Source organism: Mesorhizobium sp. BAC0120 (genome assembly GCF_033542235.1).
In the GTDB taxonomy this organism is placed as follows: Bacteria; Pseudomonadota; Alphaproteobacteria; order Rhizobiales; family Rhizobiaceae; genus JAWRCU01.
The window spans coordinates 152,270-168,053 of record NZ_JAWRCU010000014.1 but is presented as its reverse complement, the minus strand read 5'-3'; the positions used below and the strand labels follow the sequence as shown (position 1 = coordinate 168,053).

At 63.3% G+C, this 15,784-nt stretch carries 13 protein-coding genes; 4 read left to right on the top strand and 9 right to left on the bottom strand.

Annotated features, from left to right (window positions below; genetic code table 11):
* Window positions 1-278 precede the first annotated feature (278 nt).
* Window positions 279-707: an iron response transcriptional regulator IrrA gene (gene irrA, locus SAZ10_RS26035; protein ID WP_318612324.1), complete on the bottom strand. Its 429-nt coding sequence runs from the start codon at window positions 705-707 to the stop codon at window positions 279-281.
* Between the two features lie 269 nt (window positions 708-976).
* On the opposite strand from irrA, the gene fabA reads away from it, so the two are divergent.
* The 4 genes from fabA (at window position 977) to SAZ10_RS26015 (ending at window position 5,302) form a co-directional block, all read left to right on the top strand.
* The gene (gene fabA / locus SAZ10_RS26030; protein ID WP_318612323.1) at window positions 977-1,492 is read left to right on the top strand and encodes a 3-hydroxyacyl-[acyl-carrier-protein] dehydratase FabA; all 516 of its coding nucleotides are present in this window, start codon (window positions 977-979) and stop codon (window positions 1,490-1,492) included.
* Window positions 1,493-1,520: 28 nt separating this feature from the next.
* Window positions 1,521-2,741, top strand: a complete 1,221-nt coding sequence (gene fabB / locus SAZ10_RS26025; protein WP_318612321.1) for a beta-ketoacyl-ACP synthase I — start codon at window positions 1,521-1,523, stop codon at window positions 2,739-2,741.
* A 116-nt stretch (window positions 2,742-2,857) separates the two neighbouring features.
* Window positions 2,858-3,670 carry an enoyl-ACP reductase FabI gene (gene fabI, locus SAZ10_RS26020; RefSeq protein ID WP_318612320.1) on the top strand — a complete coding sequence of 271 codons (813 nt, stop codon included), beginning with the start codon at window positions 2,858-2,860 and terminating at the stop codon, window positions 3,668-3,670.
* A gap of 93 nt (window positions 3,671-3,763) precedes the next feature.
* Window positions 3,764-5,302, top strand: a complete 1,539-nt coding sequence (locus SAZ10_RS26015) for a bifunctional diguanylate cyclase/phosphodiesterase (RefSeq protein ID WP_318612318.1) — start codon at window positions 3,764-3,766, stop codon at window positions 5,300-5,302.
* A 111-nt stretch (window positions 5,303-5,413) separates the two neighbouring features.
* Here the strand turns inward: SAZ10_RS26015 and SAZ10_RS26010 are convergent, their stop codons facing one another.
* The 8 genes from SAZ10_RS26010 to SAZ10_RS25975 all read right to left on the bottom strand — a co-directional run bounded on the left by SAZ10_RS26010 (window position 5,414) and on the right by SAZ10_RS25975 (window position 15,762).
* Window positions 5,414-6,430, bottom strand: a complete 1,017-nt coding sequence (locus tag SAZ10_RS26010; RefSeq protein ID WP_318612317.1) for a class I SAM-dependent methyltransferase — start codon at window positions 6,428-6,430, stop codon at window positions 5,414-5,416.
* A gap of 315 nt (window positions 6,431-6,745) precedes the next feature.
* Window positions 6,746-8,899, bottom strand: a complete 2,154-nt coding sequence (gene pnp / locus SAZ10_RS26005) for a polyribonucleotide nucleotidyltransferase (protein WP_318612316.1) — start codon at window positions 8,897-8,899, stop codon at window positions 6,746-6,748.
* A gap of 370 nt (window positions 8,900-9,269) precedes the next feature.
* Window positions 9,270-9,539 carry a 30S ribosomal protein S15 gene (gene rpsO, locus SAZ10_RS26000; RefSeq protein ID WP_318612315.1) on the bottom strand — a complete coding sequence of 90 codons (270 nt, stop codon included), beginning with the start codon at window positions 9,537-9,539 and terminating at the stop codon, window positions 9,270-9,272.
* A gap of 177 nt (window positions 9,540-9,716) precedes the next feature.
* On the bottom strand, window positions 9,717-10,826 hold the full coding sequence (gene corA, locus SAZ10_RS25995; RefSeq protein WP_318612314.1) for a magnesium/cobalt transporter CorA: 1,110 nt from the start codon (window positions 10,824-10,826) through the stop codon (window positions 9,717-9,719).
* A gap of 10 nt (window positions 10,827-10,836) precedes the next feature.
* Window positions 10,837-11,772: a tRNA pseudouridine(55) synthase TruB gene (gene truB / locus SAZ10_RS25990; RefSeq protein WP_318612313.1), complete on the bottom strand. Its 936-nt coding sequence runs from the start codon at window positions 11,770-11,772 to the stop codon at window positions 10,837-10,839.
* Between the two features lie 18 nt (window positions 11,773-11,790).
* Window positions 11,791-12,204: a 30S ribosome-binding factor RbfA gene (gene rbfA / locus SAZ10_RS25985; RefSeq protein WP_318612312.1), complete on the bottom strand. Its 414-nt coding sequence runs from the start codon at window positions 12,202-12,204 to the stop codon at window positions 11,791-11,793.
* Window positions 12,205-12,547: 343 nt separating this feature from the next.
* Window positions 12,548-15,115: a translation initiation factor IF-2 gene (gene infB, locus SAZ10_RS25980; RefSeq protein ID WP_318612311.1), complete on the bottom strand. Its 2,568-nt coding sequence runs from the start codon at window positions 15,113-15,115 to the stop codon at window positions 12,548-12,550.
* The gene (locus SAZ10_RS25975) at window positions 15,112-15,762 is read right to left on the bottom strand and encodes an RNA-binding protein (protein ID WP_318612328.1); all 651 of its coding nucleotides are present in this window, start codon (window positions 15,760-15,762) and stop codon (window positions 15,112-15,114) included. Before SAZ10_RS25975 ends, infB begins: the two co-directional genes overlap by 4 nt.
* Window positions 15,763-15,784 lie beyond the last annotated feature (22 nt).

Here is a 15,784-nt window from a genome sequence, read left to right as displayed (position 1 = left end):
CTGCGCCCGAAAGCTACTGATCTTCGCCAATGCCGTCGTCGAGCGCGGCACTCCATGGATAAGAAAAGCACCCCAACAGCATCTCGCCCGCTAATGGTTGCGCTTCTCCCACAAGGGGAGAAGGGGGCGCATTGCATTTTGCCTGTCTGCCAATCTCCGACGTTCGAGATTTGCGGCGAACTAAATGCCAAGTTCCCCCTTCTCCCCCTGTGGGAGAAGGTGGCTCGGCGCGAAGCGCCGAGACGGTTGAGGGGTACTCCAGTAGGCGAGTCCGACGGCTATCTGCCTGGCTTGCGGCGCAGCCGAACGACGATGTCGACATTGGCGATCTCCATGCCGGTTGGCGGTTCCGGCAAGTTGGAGACGCGGACCGGCGCATCGGGAATGTCGAAAACGGTGTTCTCGCCCTCGATGAAGAAGTGGTGATGGTCCGACGTGTTGGTGTCGAAATAGGTCTTGGACCCTTCGATGGCGAGTATGCGCAACAGGCCCGCTTCCGTGAACTGATGCAAAGTGTTGTAGACGGTCGCGAGCGAGACCGGGACGCCGGCCACGACCGCTTCCTCGTGCAACTGCTCGGCAGTCAGATGGCGGTTGCCCTTTGCGAAAAGCAGATCGGCAAGCGCGACGCGCTGGCGCGTCGGGCGCAAGCCCGCGCCGCGCACCCGCTGATCGATCGCCGATAGTTTGTTTTCGCGCGCAGTCATCCCGGCAAAGAGTTTCCAACCCGACAAAAAGTTTCGCCGACTGCCGGCGAAACGAGCGTCCGTCCCACTGAACCGGCCGTTTTCGCCGGCTTTTCACTGGTTCGAGATATATTCGGTCGCGATAAACGGATCAATAGCGGCGCATTGACCGCGCTGGATACGCACGATAAGCGCTTACAGCCGTTTCCGCGGCGAAACATACTGTGATACGACCGGCAAAAACGAAGGCGCATTTTCGAGCGCGCGCGCCGCGACAAGGGAAGAGGTTAATGCAGGAACAGAAATCCAGCTACGCCTATGAGGATTTGCTGGCCTGTGCACGTGGTGAGCTCTTCGGTCCCGGCAACGCCCAACTTCCCTACCCGCCGATGCTGATGTTCGACCGCATCACCGAGATCAGTGACAGCGGCGGTGAGTTCGACAAGGGCTACATCCGCGCCGAACTCGACATCCACCGGGACCTCTGGTTCTTCGCCTGCCACTTCATCGGGGACCCGGTCATGCCGGGGTGCCTTGGGCTCGATGCGCTCTGGCAAATGAGCGGCTTCTTCCTCGGCTGGCTCGGCGAGCCGGGCAAAGGCCGGGCCCTCTCGACGGGCGAAGTGAAGTTCACCGGCATGGTGACGCCGGCCAACAAAAAGGTCGAATATGGCGTCGACTTCAAGCGCGTCATGCGCGGCCGGTTGGTGCTCGGCATCGGCGACGGATGGTTGAAGGCCGACGGCGAGACCATATACAAGGCCACCGACCTCAGGGTCGGTCTGTTCAAGCAGGCAGCGGCCTGAAAAGTCCAACGCGACCAGGGAGCGGGCGATGAAACGTGTGGTTGTCACGGGCCTCGGCATCGTGTCTTCGATCGGCGACAACGCCGAAGAGGTCCGTGCATCCCTCCGCGATGCCAAGTCGGGCATCAGCTTCTCGGAGGATTTCGCTGCGCACGGCTTCCGCTGCCAGGTCTGGGGCGCCCCGAAGCTCGACCCGACCGACAAGATCGATCGCCGCGCGATCCGCTTCCTTTCCAAGGGCGGCGCGTGGAACCACATCGCGATGGAACAGGCCATCGCCGACGCCGGCCTCGAAGAGACCGACATCACCAACGAGCGCACCGGCATCATCATGGGCTCGGGTGGTCCCTCGACGCGCACCATTGTTGAGGCGGCCGACATCACCCGCGAGAAGGGCAGCCCAAAACGCATTGGCCCGTTCGCCGTGCCCAAGGCCATGTCCTCGACGGCGTCGGCGACGCTCGCCACCTGGTTCAAGATCCACGGCGTCAACTACTCGATCTCATCCGCCTGCTCGACCTCGGCGCATTGCATCGGCAACGCTTACGAGATCATCCAGCTCGGCAAGCAGGACATCATCTTTGCCGGTGGCCATGAGGACCTCGACTGGACCATGTCGAACCTGTTCGACGCCATGGGGGCCATGACCACCAAGTTCAACGACCGCGCAAGCACCGCCTCGCGCGCCTATGACGTCGATCGTGACGGCTTCGTGATCGCGGGCGGCGCGGGCGTGCTGGTCCTCGAGGAACTCGAGCACGCCAAGGCGCGCGGGGCCAAGATCCACGCGGAGCTCGTCGGCTATGGCGCCACATCCGACGGCTTCGACATGGTCGCGCCGTCGGGAGAAGGCGCGGTGCGCTGCATGAGGCAGGCGCTGGCGACGGTGAAGCAGCCGATCGACTACATCAACACGCACGGCACCTCGACACCCATCGGCGATTCCAGGGAAATCGGAGCGATCCGCAGCGTGTTCGGCAACGACATACCACCGATCACCTCGACCAAGTCGCTCACCGGTCATTCGCTCGGAGCCGCGGGCGTGCAGGAATCGATCTACTCCATCCTGATGATGCAGGACCGGTTCATCGGCGAGAGCGCGCATATCGAGACGCTGGATCCAGAGTTTGAAGGCATGCCGATTGTTCGCAAACGGATCGACGACGCCAAGATAGACACGGTGCTGTCCAACTCTTTCGGCTTCGGCGGGACGAACGCGACGCTCGTATTCCAGCGCTACTCCGATTAGAGCAGAATGAATGCGAGCAGGATCATTCACCCTGCTCCAGCCCTTTGTTTTTGAAGCGTGATCCTGTCCGAAATGTCGGCGACTTGACGGGATCGTGCTCGAAGGAACGAGACACAATGAACGAGCTGATGAGGAGCAAGCGCGGCCTGATTATGGGCGTCGCGAACGATCATTCGATCGCTTGGGGCATCGCGCAAAAGCTTGCCGAGCAGGGCGCAACGCTCGCCTTCACCTATCAGGGCGAGGCGTTCGGCCGGCGCGTCAAGCCGCTCGCCGAAAAGGTGGGCGCGTCGCTGGTGCTCTCCTGCGACGTGGAGGACAGCGCCTCCGTGGCGTCCGCTTTCGAGACGCTGAAAGCGGAATGGGGCAGCCTCGATTTCATCGTCCACGCGATCGGCTTCTCGGACAAGAACGAGCTGAAGGGGCTCTATGCGGACACCAGCCGCGAAAACTTCATCCGGACGATGGTCATCTCCTGCTACTCCTTCACGGAGGTCGCACGGCATTCGGCGGCATTGATGCCGAACGGGGGCTCGATGCTCACCCTCACTTACGCGGGTTCGGTGCGCGTGATGCCGAATTATAACGTGATGGGCGTCGCCAAGGCCGGACTGGAGGCCAGCGTGCGCTATCTCGCCAACGACTACGGGCCGCGCGGCATCCGGGTCAATGCGATCTCGGCAGGCCCCGTGCGCACCCTGGCGGGCGCCGGCATCTCTGATGCGCGGCATATGTTTTCATACCAGCAGCGCAATTCGCCTTTGAGACGGACGGTATCGCTGGAGGAGATCGGCGGGGCGGCGCTCTATCTACTCTCCGACCTCTCGACAGGGGTCACAGGCGAAATCCACTATGTGGATTCTGGCTATCACATCGTCTCGATGCCCACGCTGGAAGAGCTGAAAAGCTCCGATACAAGCTCATCTTGACCATCCCCGTTTGCATAAAATCCTATTCGTCGACAGAAACCGATTTTAAGGAGCTCACTGTTAGTACTCTCACGAAGAGTGAGCGTGGTATTCATGGAAGCTCTGAGCAATCCACACCGGAAACCCCTCTTCCGGCTGATAACAATCGGTGCGTCGGGCCTCGGCAGCTTTGTCGTTGGCCTTTGGGGGATGAAGCTCGGCTTCGGCGGGAGCATCGCCGGCATGCCGTCGGATATCGTCGGAGCGATCGTCGCCGCACTTTGCGCACTCGCCGCCGCCCTGGCGGCGCTTTCGTTTTTCGCAGGCGTCGATGAATCGGCGGACTATGTCTTCAAGGAAACCCATTTCGACAAGCTGACCGGCATGCATGCCCGCGTCTCGATGATCGGCAAGATCACCGAGGCGGCAGCGAGGACCATCCGGACGGGTGAACCGGTCTTCCTGATCGACATCGACATCGATCGCTTCAAGCACATCAATGATTCAATCGGGTTCAGCCAGGGCGACGAGCTGATCCGGGCCTTTGCCAGGCGGCTCAGGGAAGCCTTGCCCGAAAACATCGTCGTCGGGCGCATCGGCGCGAGCGAATTCGCGGTTCTCTATCCCGACAGGACCGACAAGCCGATCGACCGGATTGTGGAACAGCTCATCGAGACCATGACGGAGCCCTACCAGCTGCGCACTCACCTGCAGTCGGTCAATCTCTCTGTCGGCATCGTCGCCATGCCGAAGGACGGCACCGACCCCGTGCTGCTCCTGCGCCGTTCGAACCTGGCGCTCCAGCATGCGCGAGCGAGCGGCATCGGCAATTGGTCGGCGTTCCACCCCGACATGGGTCAAGTGGCAGACCACCGCCAGTGGATCGAGTCGGAGCTGCACACCGCCTTCCTGCGCGGCGACTTCGACCTGCATTATCAGCCGCAGCTCGATCTCGTGAAAGGCAAGGTTGTCGGCTACGAGGCGCTGATCCGCTGGATCCATCCGGAGCGAGGCATGATCCCGCCCACCGAATTCGTTCCGATCGCCGAGGAAACCGGCATGATCCTGCCGATCGGCAAATGGGTTCTCAAACGCGCCTGCAGCGACGCCAGGCACCTGCCCAAGGACTGTTTCGTGGCGGTGAACATCTCCCCGGTCCAGTTCATGACGAAGGACTTCATCGCCACCGTGCAGCAGGTGATGCAGGCGACCGGGATCAAGCCCGAGCGCCTGGAGCTGGAGGTTACCGAGACTGCGATGATGCAGGACCGCGAACGCGCGGCGGCGATCCTGAAGGAGCTTGCCGAGATGGGCATCTCGGTCGCCGTCGACGATTTCGGCACCGGCTATTCGAACCTCAGCTATCTCATCGATTTCTCATTCCGGAAACTCAAGATCGATCGCTCCTTCGTCAGCCGCATCGACACCGATTCCTCGACGGGCGCCGTCGTCTCCACCATCGTCGGCCTGTCGCGTGCGCTCGGGGTCGACACGATCGCCGAGGGCGTCGAGACGGAAAATCAGGCGATGCTGCTCAGAGCCGCCGGCTGCGACGTCGTGCAAGGCTATCTGTTCGGCAAGCCGGGACCGCTCACGATCGACCAGATTGCTGCCGCCAGCGCGACTGCGCCGAGGCTGGTCGGGCACGCTTGAGCTTCCGACTGCGGGCGTGGCGCAGGGGACAGTTTACTTTTTTCCGCTTACGCCAGCTTTGAAGCGCTACGGCCTTTCTGCGGAAAAAAGTAAACTGTCCCCGGCACTTCCCTACCGGCGTGCCGCGAAAACCTTGAAGGCGTTGTCGCCGGCGATCTGGCGGTATTCCTCGAACGAAGCGGTCAGCGCCTTCTCGTAAGGCAGCCCCTTGTTGGCCACCAGAAAGAGCACGCCACGGCGCGTGAGCGCCTTGGCCGCGAGGGCGATCAGCTTCTGTCCGATCTCGGGTTCCGCTGCCCTGCCTTGATGGAAGGGCGGGTTCATGACGATCGCGTCATAGTGGTGTTCGACGGGCTCGGCGAGAAGGTCGTGCCAGAAGAATCGGGCGGGAACGGTTTCGGATTTGACGTTCCGCCGCGCAGCTTCAAGGGACGAAAACTCGGCCTCGTAAAGGTCGATCGAGGAGATTCCTGGGGATCGCAGCATAAGCTCGGCCGACAGGTAGCCCCAGCCTGCACAAAAATCCGCGACCTTTCCTGAAAGGTTCTGCGGCAGCGCCTCGGCGAGGAGCCTGGAGCCGGGATCGACACGGTCATACGAAAACATTCCCGGCGAGGTCTCGAAGCGTCCCTCGACGAGGGTCGTAGCATTCGCCTGCCGCAGTGCGGCTGCAATCTCCAAGCGATCGGCCGGGGCGCGGAACCAGAAGGCGAGACCATGATGCTTCGGCGAACGTCCTTCGAGCGCGATGAGCTTGCCCATGCGCTTCGCGAGGCTCGCCACACCGTCGTCATTGCTGCCGGCAATCAAGATGAGCGCGCCGTCGGAGCCGCGCTCGAGAGCCTCCGCGACATTCAGCTCGTTCTCGCCGCGATGACGGCCGCATAGGACGAGCGCAGCCGTGTAATCGGACCCTTCGCCATGGGGCAGGACTTTAAGGCCCTCCCGCTGCAGGGCGAGGAAATCGGGGCGGAAGCCCTGGACGGCCGTGAGCTCGCGTGTGAAGCCCTCGGGCGTTCGGAAGCCGAGTTTGGCGCCGAGGAACAGGACGCGGGCGTGCGGTTCCGGCAGGTCGAGGGCGCCGCTCTCGAAGGGGTGGAAGAGGGTCTTGAGTGCGGGGGTGCTCATGGGAGCGGGTCTGCCGCGCGACTGCCTGTTAAGCCCGACAGCGGATAGGGCTTCGGGACAGTACCCCCCTCTGTCCTGCCGGACATCTCCCCCTCAAGGGGGGAGATTGGACGGCCGCATTGATTTCGCCAACCGTCAGCGTTGGCGTTTGGCGAAACCCTCAGTGACAGCCAATCTCCCCCCTTGAGGGGGAGATGTCCGGCAGGACAGAGGGGGGTGCGAAGGGACGCTGTCATCGGTCAGAAAATCTCACGAAAAGAAAAGGGCGCAACCCATGCGGCTGCGCCCTTCCCTATCCGATCCCCTCGGAAACGATCAGGCGACGGACTCTTCTTCCGTCTCGTCCTTCTTCTTTTCCCTGGCGATTTCCTTGCCGGTCGTCTGATCGACGACCTTCATGGAGAGCCGCACCTTGCCGCGCTCGTCGAAGCCCATGAGCTTCACGAACACCTTGTCGCCTTCCTTGACCACGTCGGTGGTCTTGGCGACACGCTGGTCGGCGAGCTGGGAGATATGCACCAGGCCGTCGCGCGGTCCGAAGAAATTCACGAAGGCGCCGAAATCTGCGGTCTTGACGACCGTGCCCTCATAGATCTCGCCCACTTCCGGCTCGGCGACGATGGTGTGGATCCACTTGCGTGCCGCCTCGATCTCCTTGGCGTTGGACGATGCGATCTTCACCGTGCCGTCGTCCTCGATGTTGATCTTGGCGCCCGTCTTCTCGACGATCTCGCGGATCACCTTGCCGCCCGAGCCGATCACGTCGCGAATCTTGTCGGTCGGGATGTGCATGACCTCGATACGCGGCGCGAACTCGCCGAGTTCCGTGCGGCTTTCGGTAATCGCCTTCGACATCTCGCCGAGAATGTGGATGCGGCCGTCTTTGGCCTGATCGAGCGCAACGCGCATGATCTCCGCGGTGATGCCGCTGATCTTGATGTCCATCTGCAGCGAGGTGATGCCGCCGGCAGTGCCGGCCACCTTGAAGTCCATGTCGCCGAGATGGTCCTCATCGCCGAGAATGTCGGAAAGCACCGCGAAGCGGTCGCCTTCCTTGATGAGACCCATGGCGATGCCGGCGACTGGCTTGCCAAGCGGCACGCCGGCATCCATCAGCGCCAGCGAGGTGCCGCAGACGGTCGCCATCGACGAGGAGCCGTTCGATTCAGTGATCTCCGAGACGACGCGGAGCGTGTAGGGGAATTGCTCCGGGGCAGGCAGCATCGGATGAATGGCGCGCCAGGCGAGCTTGCCGTGGCCGATCTCGCGGCGGCCGGGCGAACCCATCCGGCCGGTCTCCCCGACCGAGAAGGGCGGGAAGTTGTAGTGGAGGAGGAAGGTCTCCTTGTACATGCCCGTCAGCGCGTCGACATACTGCTCGTCCTCGCCGGTGCCGAGCGTCGCGACGACGATCGCCTGCGTCTCGCCGCGGGTGAATATCGCCGAACCATGAGTGCGCGGCAGCACGCCGACCTCGGCCACGATCGGGCGAACCGTCTTCAGGTCGCGGCCGTCGATGCGGGCACCTTGGTCGAGAATGTTCCAGCGGACGATCTTGGCCTGCAACTCCTTGAACACGGTTGCGACCTGGTCGGCAGCCCATTTCGGCTCTTCGCCCTCGGCGGGCGTGAAATGCTCCTTGACCTTGGCCTTGACGGCATCGACAGCGGCGTAACGCGCCTGCTTGTCGGTGATCTTGTAGGCCTCGCGAAGGTCGGCCTCGGCAACGGCGAGGATCTCGCTTTCGAGCTCGTCGAGCTTCTCGGGATTGTGCTCGCGCGGCTCCTTGGCTGCGACTTCGGCCAGCTTGATGATGGCGTCGATCACCGGCTGGAAGCCGCGGTGGCCGAACATGACGGCGCCGAGCATGGTCTGCTCGTCGAGCTCCTGTGCCTCGGATTCGACCATCAGGACGGCGTCGCTGGTGCCGGCGACAACGAGGTCGAGCTTCGATTCCGGCATCTCGTCGATATGCGGGTTGAGCACATACTCGCCCTTGATATAGCCGACGCGGGCGCCGCCGATCGGGCCCATGAAGGGAACGCCGGAAAGGGTGAGCGCAGCGGAGGCGGCGACCATCGCCACGATATCCGGATCGTTCTCCAGGTCATGTTGCATGACGGTGACGATGACCTGCGTGTCGTTCTTGTAGCCTTCGGCGAAGAGCGGGCGGATCGGCCGGTCGATCAGGCGCGACGTCAGCGTCTCGTTCTCGCTCGGCCGGCCTTCGCGCTTGAAGTAGCCGCCCGGGATCTTGCCGGCGGCGTAGGTCTTTTCCTGATAGTTGACGGTGAGCGGAAAGAAGTCCTGGCCCGGCTTCGGCTCCTTCGCCGAGACGACGGTGGCGAGGACGACGGTCTCGCCATAGGTCGCAAGCACGGCGCCGTCAGCCTGGCGGGCGATCTTGCCGGTCTCGAGGATGAGCGGACGGCCGCCCCATTCGATTTCCACTTTGTGGTGATTGAACATATCTTGTCCTTCATATGCGGGAACAGCCCGCGCAGGCTTCAGCCATTGCGCCGGGCTTCCCTCGGCTTCTTGGACGGCCGGCCCGCGGCGGCTCTCTGACCCGCCGGCAAAACCCTGCCTTCCTGTTTCGGAACCATCAGAGCGACGTCGCCGTCGCCCTTCACGGCTCCCAGACTAGCCACGGGCAAGACAGCTGAGGGCTCGTTCCCAGGGGCGCCTTGCGCCACGAGCCACCGGCAATCCTGCCCCATGACTGGTCCACGGGCGATTCCGAACCGCCCCTACGGCCTGGAACCGGTTGGGCAGACCGACGGCCGGCCCGGATGTGAAACCGGCGGGCGTCCGGTGGAACGCCCGCCGATCTTCAATTTTAACGGCGCAGACCGAGCCTGTCGATCAGTGCCTGGTAGCGCGCCTCTTCCTTGGACTTCAGATAGTCCAGAAGGCGGCGGCGCTGCGATACGAGCTTCAGAAGACCACGCCTGGAGTGATTGTCCTTCTTGTGGTCCTTGAAATGCTCGGTGAGGTTCTTGATGCGCTCGGACAGTATGGCGACCTGGACTTCCGGCGAGCCTGTGTCGCCCGTGGCAGTCGCAAATTCCGCCAGCAATTCCTTCTTGCGCTCAGCAGTAATCGACATCGTGCTTTCCTTTCTCGATATGCAGGAAACATGACGCCCACGGCCGGGATGTCGTCCAGCGGGGGCCGGTGAACAAAGCGCAAAGCGCAATGATGCGGCGCATATAGTCCAAAACCATCCGAATAGAAAGATGGTTCGACGAATAAGTTTAGCCGCCCTCGCCCGTGCCCAAGCAAGTCACAGCCATTTCTTCCAGCGGAAAAAAGCGACTAGACCGAGTGCAATCAGAGCCATCAGGCCCAGCGCCGCAGGATAGCCATAGTAAGCATAGAGTTCCGGCATGTTCCATGGCGATGATTTCGGATCGAAATTCATGCCCCAGATGCCGACGATGAATGTCAAAGGGATGAAGATCGATGAAACGATCGTCAGGAAGGAGATGATCTCGTTGGTGCGCGCCTGCGAGAGCGACAGGTGCATGTCGATCAGCCCGGTCAGCATGTCGCGTTGGGTTTCGACCATCTGGATAAGGGTGATCGCATGGTCCAGCGTGTCGTTGAAATAGACCTTGGTTTCGGCGCTCACGAATGGCGCTTCGGCGCGGACCAGCCCTGCTATCGCGTCGCGAACAGGAAACAGCGACGCCTTGAGCGTGATGACGTTGCGTCGGAGTTCGTGCAGCCGGCGCACCTGATCCTTTTGCGGCTGCCCGATCATTTCCTCCTCGATCACATCGATCTTCTCGTCGATCTCCTCCACGGGAGCGAAGTAGCTGTCGATGAGCGAGTCGATCAGGGCATATGCGAGATAGTCGGCCTTGCGGGAGCGCAGCCTGCTCGGGTTGCTGACCCCGATCCGCTTGCGCACCGGATTGAAGGGATCGCCGCGCCGCTCCTGGAAGGTGATGACGAAATTCTCTCCGAAGAAGATGGATATCTGCTCGTAGCGGTACTCGACAGTATCGTCGATCATCTTCAGGACGACAAAGGCGTAGTCCTCGAAGAAATCGACCTTGGCGCGCTGTCCCGTGTTGACGGTATCTTCCAGCGCCAGGGTGTGCAGCCCGAAGATGCGGCCGATCTCGGAGATCAGCTCGATATTGCCCAGCCCGACGCAGTCGAGCCAGACCACTGGCCATTCGCCGCAGACCCGCTCGACATCCGCCAGAGTGACGTCGGTGTAGAACCTGCATTCCTCCGGCGATATGACCGTCAGGCTCAGCGCCGACTGGATCGCATTCGGGTCGGCGACCAGCGTGCCGGGCGGGGCGCCCACCGGTGAGCGGTGCGGCGATTGCACCCTCCTGCGGCTCTCGTTCTGCAGCCCCTCGGGTTGGACGGGTTTCATTGAGTTTTCGTCAGCCTGCGAAAACCCGTTTCGGCTTGAACATGCCGGCCTCGATCGCGCCGATGGCGATGAGCCTGCCGCGGGCGGTGGCGCAGGCTTCCTCCGCTTCGATCGGGGCATCGCGGCCGCGAATGATGACCGCGTTGCCAAGCCGGATGCGCGAAGCGGCATCGTCGGTCACCGCGATCTGCGGCAAATATTCGAGCGCGGCCGCCGTCTCGACGATGAGTTCGTCGATGGAGGCGAAGCGATTCTCGCTTTCTTGATCCCGCTGCAAGGCTTCCTCCAGCTCGCTCACCGTGACCAGGTCGTCCGGCGTGAACGGTTCGACCTCCTCGCGCCTCAACTCGGCGATATGGCCGAAGGAAGCGAGGTCGCGACCCATGTCGCGCGCCAATGAGCGCACATAGGTGCCCTTGCCGCATTCGATCTCGAAGACGGTGCGGTCGCCCTCATGCGAGATCAGGTCGAAGCGGCCGATCTCCACCTCGCGCGGCGGGATATCGATGGCTTCGCCATCGCGGGCAAGGTCATAGGCGCGGGCGCCGTCGATCTTGACGGCGGAGAATTGCGGCGGCGTCTGCATGATGATGCCGGTATATTTCGGCAGCAGCGCACGGATTTCAGCTTCGTCGGGCCGGCGCTCGGAGCTCTTGGTGACATGGCCCTCGAGGTCGTCGGTCGAGCGCTCCTCGCCCCAGGCGACGGTGAAGCGGTAGACCTTGGCGCCATCCATCACATAAGGCACGGTCTTCGTCGCTTCGCCGAGCGCGATCGGCAGCATGCCCGAGGCGAGCGGGTCGAGCGTGCCGGCATGACCGGCCTTGTCGGCCTGGAACAGCCATTTCACCTTGGAGACGGCCTCGGTTGAGCCCATGCCGAAGGGCTTGTCCAGCACCACCCAGCCGGAAACCGGCCGACCCTTTTTCTTGCCGCGCCGTGCCATCAGCCTGCTCCGATGCGCCTACTCGTCGCCCTCATTCCCGTTCTCCTTGTCCAGATCCCTTGCCACCTCGGGCGAGCGCAAGAGCCGATCGATCTTTGCGAAATTGTCGTAGCTCGTGTCGAGCCGAAAGCGAAACTCGGGCATGTATTTCATCTGCCTGAGCGCCGGGCCCATGCGGCCGCGGATGAACCGGGCGTTGCGATTGAACGCCTCGACGACGGCTTCGTCGTCCGCCGCGCCGAGCGGCGCGACGAAAGCGGTCGCCACCTTCAGATCAGGCGACATCCGCACCTCCGAGATCGAAACCACGGTCTTCTCCAGAAGGTCGTCGCGGATTTCCCCGCGCTGCAGCAGCTCCGACAGCGCGTGCCGCACCTGCTCGCCCACGCGCAGCTGGCGCTGGCTGGGACCGCTTGCGCGTTCGTGCTTCATCTTTCAATCCAGTGGTTCATCTGTCACATCAAACGGCGATGTCTCGCCGCAAGTTTCGGCCACCATGGCCCAAAACCTCGGCAGTCGGAAGGCCAAAGGCGCTCGGCTCTGGTGTGCGTATCTGTGGCGCGGCGCCAGTGCCCCCCTCCCCCTTGTGGGGAGGGATTCAGGGTGGGGGTGCCCAGGCGAATACCCTGCGAGGTTGGCTGAAGCAGACGGCATCTCCGGCTTGGATTGGCGCGCGTCGGACCCCCACCCTGAATCCCTCCCCACAAGGGGGAGGGAGACACCGGCGCCGCGCCTGCATATGCGATCGCCCCAGAGGGATCGCCAACGTTCGCGCTTAAAGAGTGCGCGTCACCATTTCGACGCGATAGCACTCGATGACGTCGCCTGCACGGATGTCTTCGTAATTGGCGAAGGCCATGCCGCATTCCTGGCCGACGGGCACCTCGGCGACCTCGTCCTTGAAGCGCTTGAGCGTCTTCAGCGTGCCCTCGTGGATGACGACGTGGTCGCGGATCAGGCGTACGCCCGCGCCGCGCTCGACCTTGCCTTCGGTGACACGGCAACCGGCCACCTTGCCGACCTTCGTGATGTTGAACACCTCGAGGATCTCGGCATTGCCGAGGAAGGTTTCGCGCCGCTCCGGCGAGAGCAGGCCCGACATCGCCGCCTTCACGTCATCCACGAGATTGTAGATGATATTGTAGTAACGGATCTCGATGCCGGCCTTTTCGGCAGCGTCACGCGCCTGCGCGTTGGCACGCACGTTGAAGCCGATGATCGCCGCGCCCGATGTCTCGGCCAGCGAGACGTCGGTTTCGGTGATCGCCCCGGCGCCCGAATGGACGATACGGGCGCGCACCTCGTCGGTGCCGAGCTTGTCCAGCGCATTGACGATCGCCTCGATCGAGCCCTGCACGTCGCCCTTGATGACGAGCGGGAACTCCTTCACGCCGGCGGTCTGAAGCTGCGACATCATCTGCTCGAGCGAGCCGCGCTGGCCGACGTGCTTGGCGACCGCCTTCTCGCGGGCGAGCCGCTGACGGTACTCGGTGACCTCGCGGGCGCGTGCCTCGTTGGTGACGACGGCGAAGCGGTCGCCCGCCTGCGGCGTTCCCTGCAGGCCGAGGATCTCGACCGGCATCGACGGCAGCGCCTCGGGAATGTGCTCCCCGCGGTCGTTGATCAGCGCGCGCACGCGGCCCCACTCGTTGCCGGCGACCAAGATATCGCCCGGCATCAGCGAGCCGGCCTGGACGAGCACGGTCGCCACCGGACCGCGGCCCTTGTCCAGCTTTGCCTCGATAATCACGCCCTCGGCAGGGCGGTCGGGGTTAGCCTTGAGGTCAAGCAGCTCCGCCTGGAGCAGGATAGCCTCGAGCAGCTTGTCGAGATTGGTGCCCTTGACGGCCGACACCTCGACGTCCAGCGTCTCGCCGCCCATTTCCTCGACCACGACCTCGTGCTGCAGCAATTGCGTGCGCACCTTCTGCGGGTTGGCCGACGGCTTGTCGATCTTGTTGATCGCCACGATAATCGGCACACCCGCCGCTCTCGCGTGGTTGATGGATTCCACCGTCTGCGGCATGACGCTGTCATCGGCCGCAACGACCAGCACGGCGATATCCGTCGCCTGCGCGCCGCGGGCACGCATCGCCGTGAAGGCAGCGTGGCCGGGCGTGTCGATGAAGGTGATCTTCTGTCCGTTCTTCTCGACCTGATAGGCGCCGATATGCTGGGTGATGCCACCGGCCTCGCCCGCCACGACATTGGCGTTGCGGATCGCATCGAGCAGCGAGGTCTTGCCGTGGTCGACGTGGCCCATGATGGTGACCACCGGGGGCCGCGGCTCAAGATCTTCCGGATTGTCGGTGAGGTTGAACAGACCCTCCTCGATATCGGACTCCGCAACACGCTTGACGGTGTGGCCGAACTCGCTGGCGATCAGCTCGGCGGTGTCGGCGTCGATCACGTCGCCGGGCTTCATGATCTGGCCCTGCTTCATGAAGAATTTGACGACGTCGACAGCGCGTTCCGACATGCGGCCCGCCAGATCCTGGATGGTGATCGTCTCGGGCAGCACCACCTCGCGCGAGATCTTCTCGCGAGGCTCCTGGTGCATCGCCCGCTTGAATTTCTCCTGGCGGCGTCGCATCGAGGACAGCGAGCGGCCCGGCGCATCGTCATCGGACAGCGCGCGGTTGAGCGTCAGCTTGTTGCCCCGGCGGCGATCTTCCTCACCCTTGGCCTTGACAGGCTTGGCGACCTCCGGCTTGACGATACGCTTCACCGGCCCGCGAGCAACCGGACGACGTTCCTCTTCCTCTTCCTCGGCAGCCGGCGCGGCATCCGCCTGAGGCGTCCGGCGGCGCGCTTCTTCCTCAGAGCGGCGGCGCGCCTCAGCCTCGGCAAGAATGCGCGCCTCTTCCTCGGCCTGGCGGCGCGCGGATTCCTCGCGCTCGCGGCGGCGGCGCTCTTCTTCCTCGGCGCGGCGCTTGGCGTCCTCGGCTGCGCGGCGGCGCTCCTCGACCTCGCGTGCCTTCGAGCCTTCGAGGGCCCGACGGCGCGCCTCGATCTCCTCGCTCGACAGATCTGTCAGCACCATGCCCGAGCGCTCGGGCGCCTGCGGCGGCGGCGCCTTGGGAGGTTCGTGTGCCTTTTCCTGTGGCTGAGGCGTCACTGCCGGAGCCTTCGGCTTGAACAGCGAAACAGCCGGCGCGGCTTCGGGCTTCTCGTCCGGCCGGGCGAACTTACGCTTCTTCGTCTCGACGACGACGGACTTCACGCGGCCGTGCGAAAAGTTCTGCCGGACAGTGCCCTGCTCCATGCCGGGGCGCTTCAGCGTCAGCGTCTTCTTGGTGTTGACGCTCAGCGTCTTTTCGTCACCCGTCTTCGTATCGCTCATTCCGTATCCTCTGCGGCCAATTCTTCATCGGCAACTGCCGCACCTGTTGCCTGCTCATCCGGAGTGCCGCCCCGGTAACGGTCAAGCGCGACGAGGCGCCTGAGCGCCGCCCTGCCCGCGTCGCCCGCGAGAACGGCAGCATGTATCACATTTGCCCCGCCCAATGCCAAACCGATTTCGGCTTCCGAAAAAAGTTTGTAGGCCAGAATTTGCGGCCCGCCGATCAGCGCCGTTGCGCGCCGCGCCTGCGTAATCTTGCGCACGCCGTCCGGCGAGGCTTCAAAGGCATGCAGCACAGCGAGCGCCTCGCCCGATCGGACCGCCGCCTCGACCTTGGCGGCGCCCATTGCAACCGCTCCAGCCTTGCGAGCCAGCCCCAGCGCACCGAGCGCTCCCTTGGCAAGCAGCCGATCGACCATCTCGCCCAGATCGGCGGGAACCTTTACTTCAGCCTTGAGCGCACGCGCAAAGAGCTTCCTCTGGGCCGCGCGATCCACATGTAGGCGATCGGCCGTGACCCAGCAACCGCGGCCGGGCAGATTTCCTTTCAGATCGGGAACGAGGGCCGAATCCGGCCCGACGACGAAGCGGATCAGATCATCCGCCGCGCCTGCCTTGCGCGTGACGATGCATGTGCGATCGTTCATCTCGTCCACGAACTTCTCCGGC

Bases quoted from the DNA above. Each gene is read 5' to 3' on its own strand.
- irrA (WP_318612324.1), bottom strand. From the start codon at position 707: ATGACTGCGCGCGAAAACAAACTATCGGCGATCGATCAGCGGGTGCGC.
- fabA (WP_318612323.1), top strand. From the start codon at position 977: ATGCAGGAACAGAAATCCAGCTACGCCTATGAGGATTTGCTGGCCTGT.
- fabB (WP_318612321.1), top strand. From the start codon at position 1,521: ATGAAACGTGTGGTTGTCACGGGCCTCGGCATCGTGTCTTCGATCGGC.
- fabI (WP_318612320.1), top strand. From the start codon at position 2,858: ATGAACGAGCTGATGAGGAGCAAGCGCGGCCTGATTATGGGCGTCGCG.
- SAZ10_RS26015 (WP_318612318.1), top strand. From the start codon at position 3,764: ATGGAAGCTCTGAGCAATCCACACCGGAAACCCCTCTTCCGGCTGATA.
- SAZ10_RS26010 (WP_318612317.1), bottom strand. From the start codon at position 6,430: ATGAGCACCCCCGCACTCAAGACCCTCTTCCACCCCTTCGAGAGCGGC.
- pnp (WP_318612316.1), bottom strand. From the start codon at position 8,899: ATGTTCAATCACCACAAAGTGGAAATCGAATGGGGCGGCCGTCCGCTC.
- rpsO (WP_318612315.1), bottom strand. From the start codon at position 9,539: ATGTCGATTACTGCTGAGCGCAAGAAGGAATTGCTGGCGGAATTTGCG.
- corA (WP_318612314.1), bottom strand. From the start codon at position 10,826: ATGAAACCCGTCCAACCCGAGGGGCTGCAGAACGAGAGCCGCAGGAGG.
- truB (WP_318612313.1), bottom strand. From the start codon at position 11,772: ATGGCACGGCGCGGCAAGAAAAAGGGTCGGCCGGTTTCCGGCTGGGTG.
- rbfA (WP_318612312.1), bottom strand. From the start codon at position 12,204: ATGAAGCACGAACGCGCAAGCGGTCCCAGCCAGCGCCAGCTGCGCGTG.
- infB (WP_318612311.1), bottom strand. From the start codon at position 15,115: ATGAGCGATACGAAGACGGGTGACGAAAAGACGCTGAGCGTCAACACC.
- SAZ10_RS25975 (WP_318612328.1), bottom strand. From the start codon at position 15,762: ATGAACGATCGCACATGCATCGTCACGCGCAAGGCAGGCGCGGCGGAT.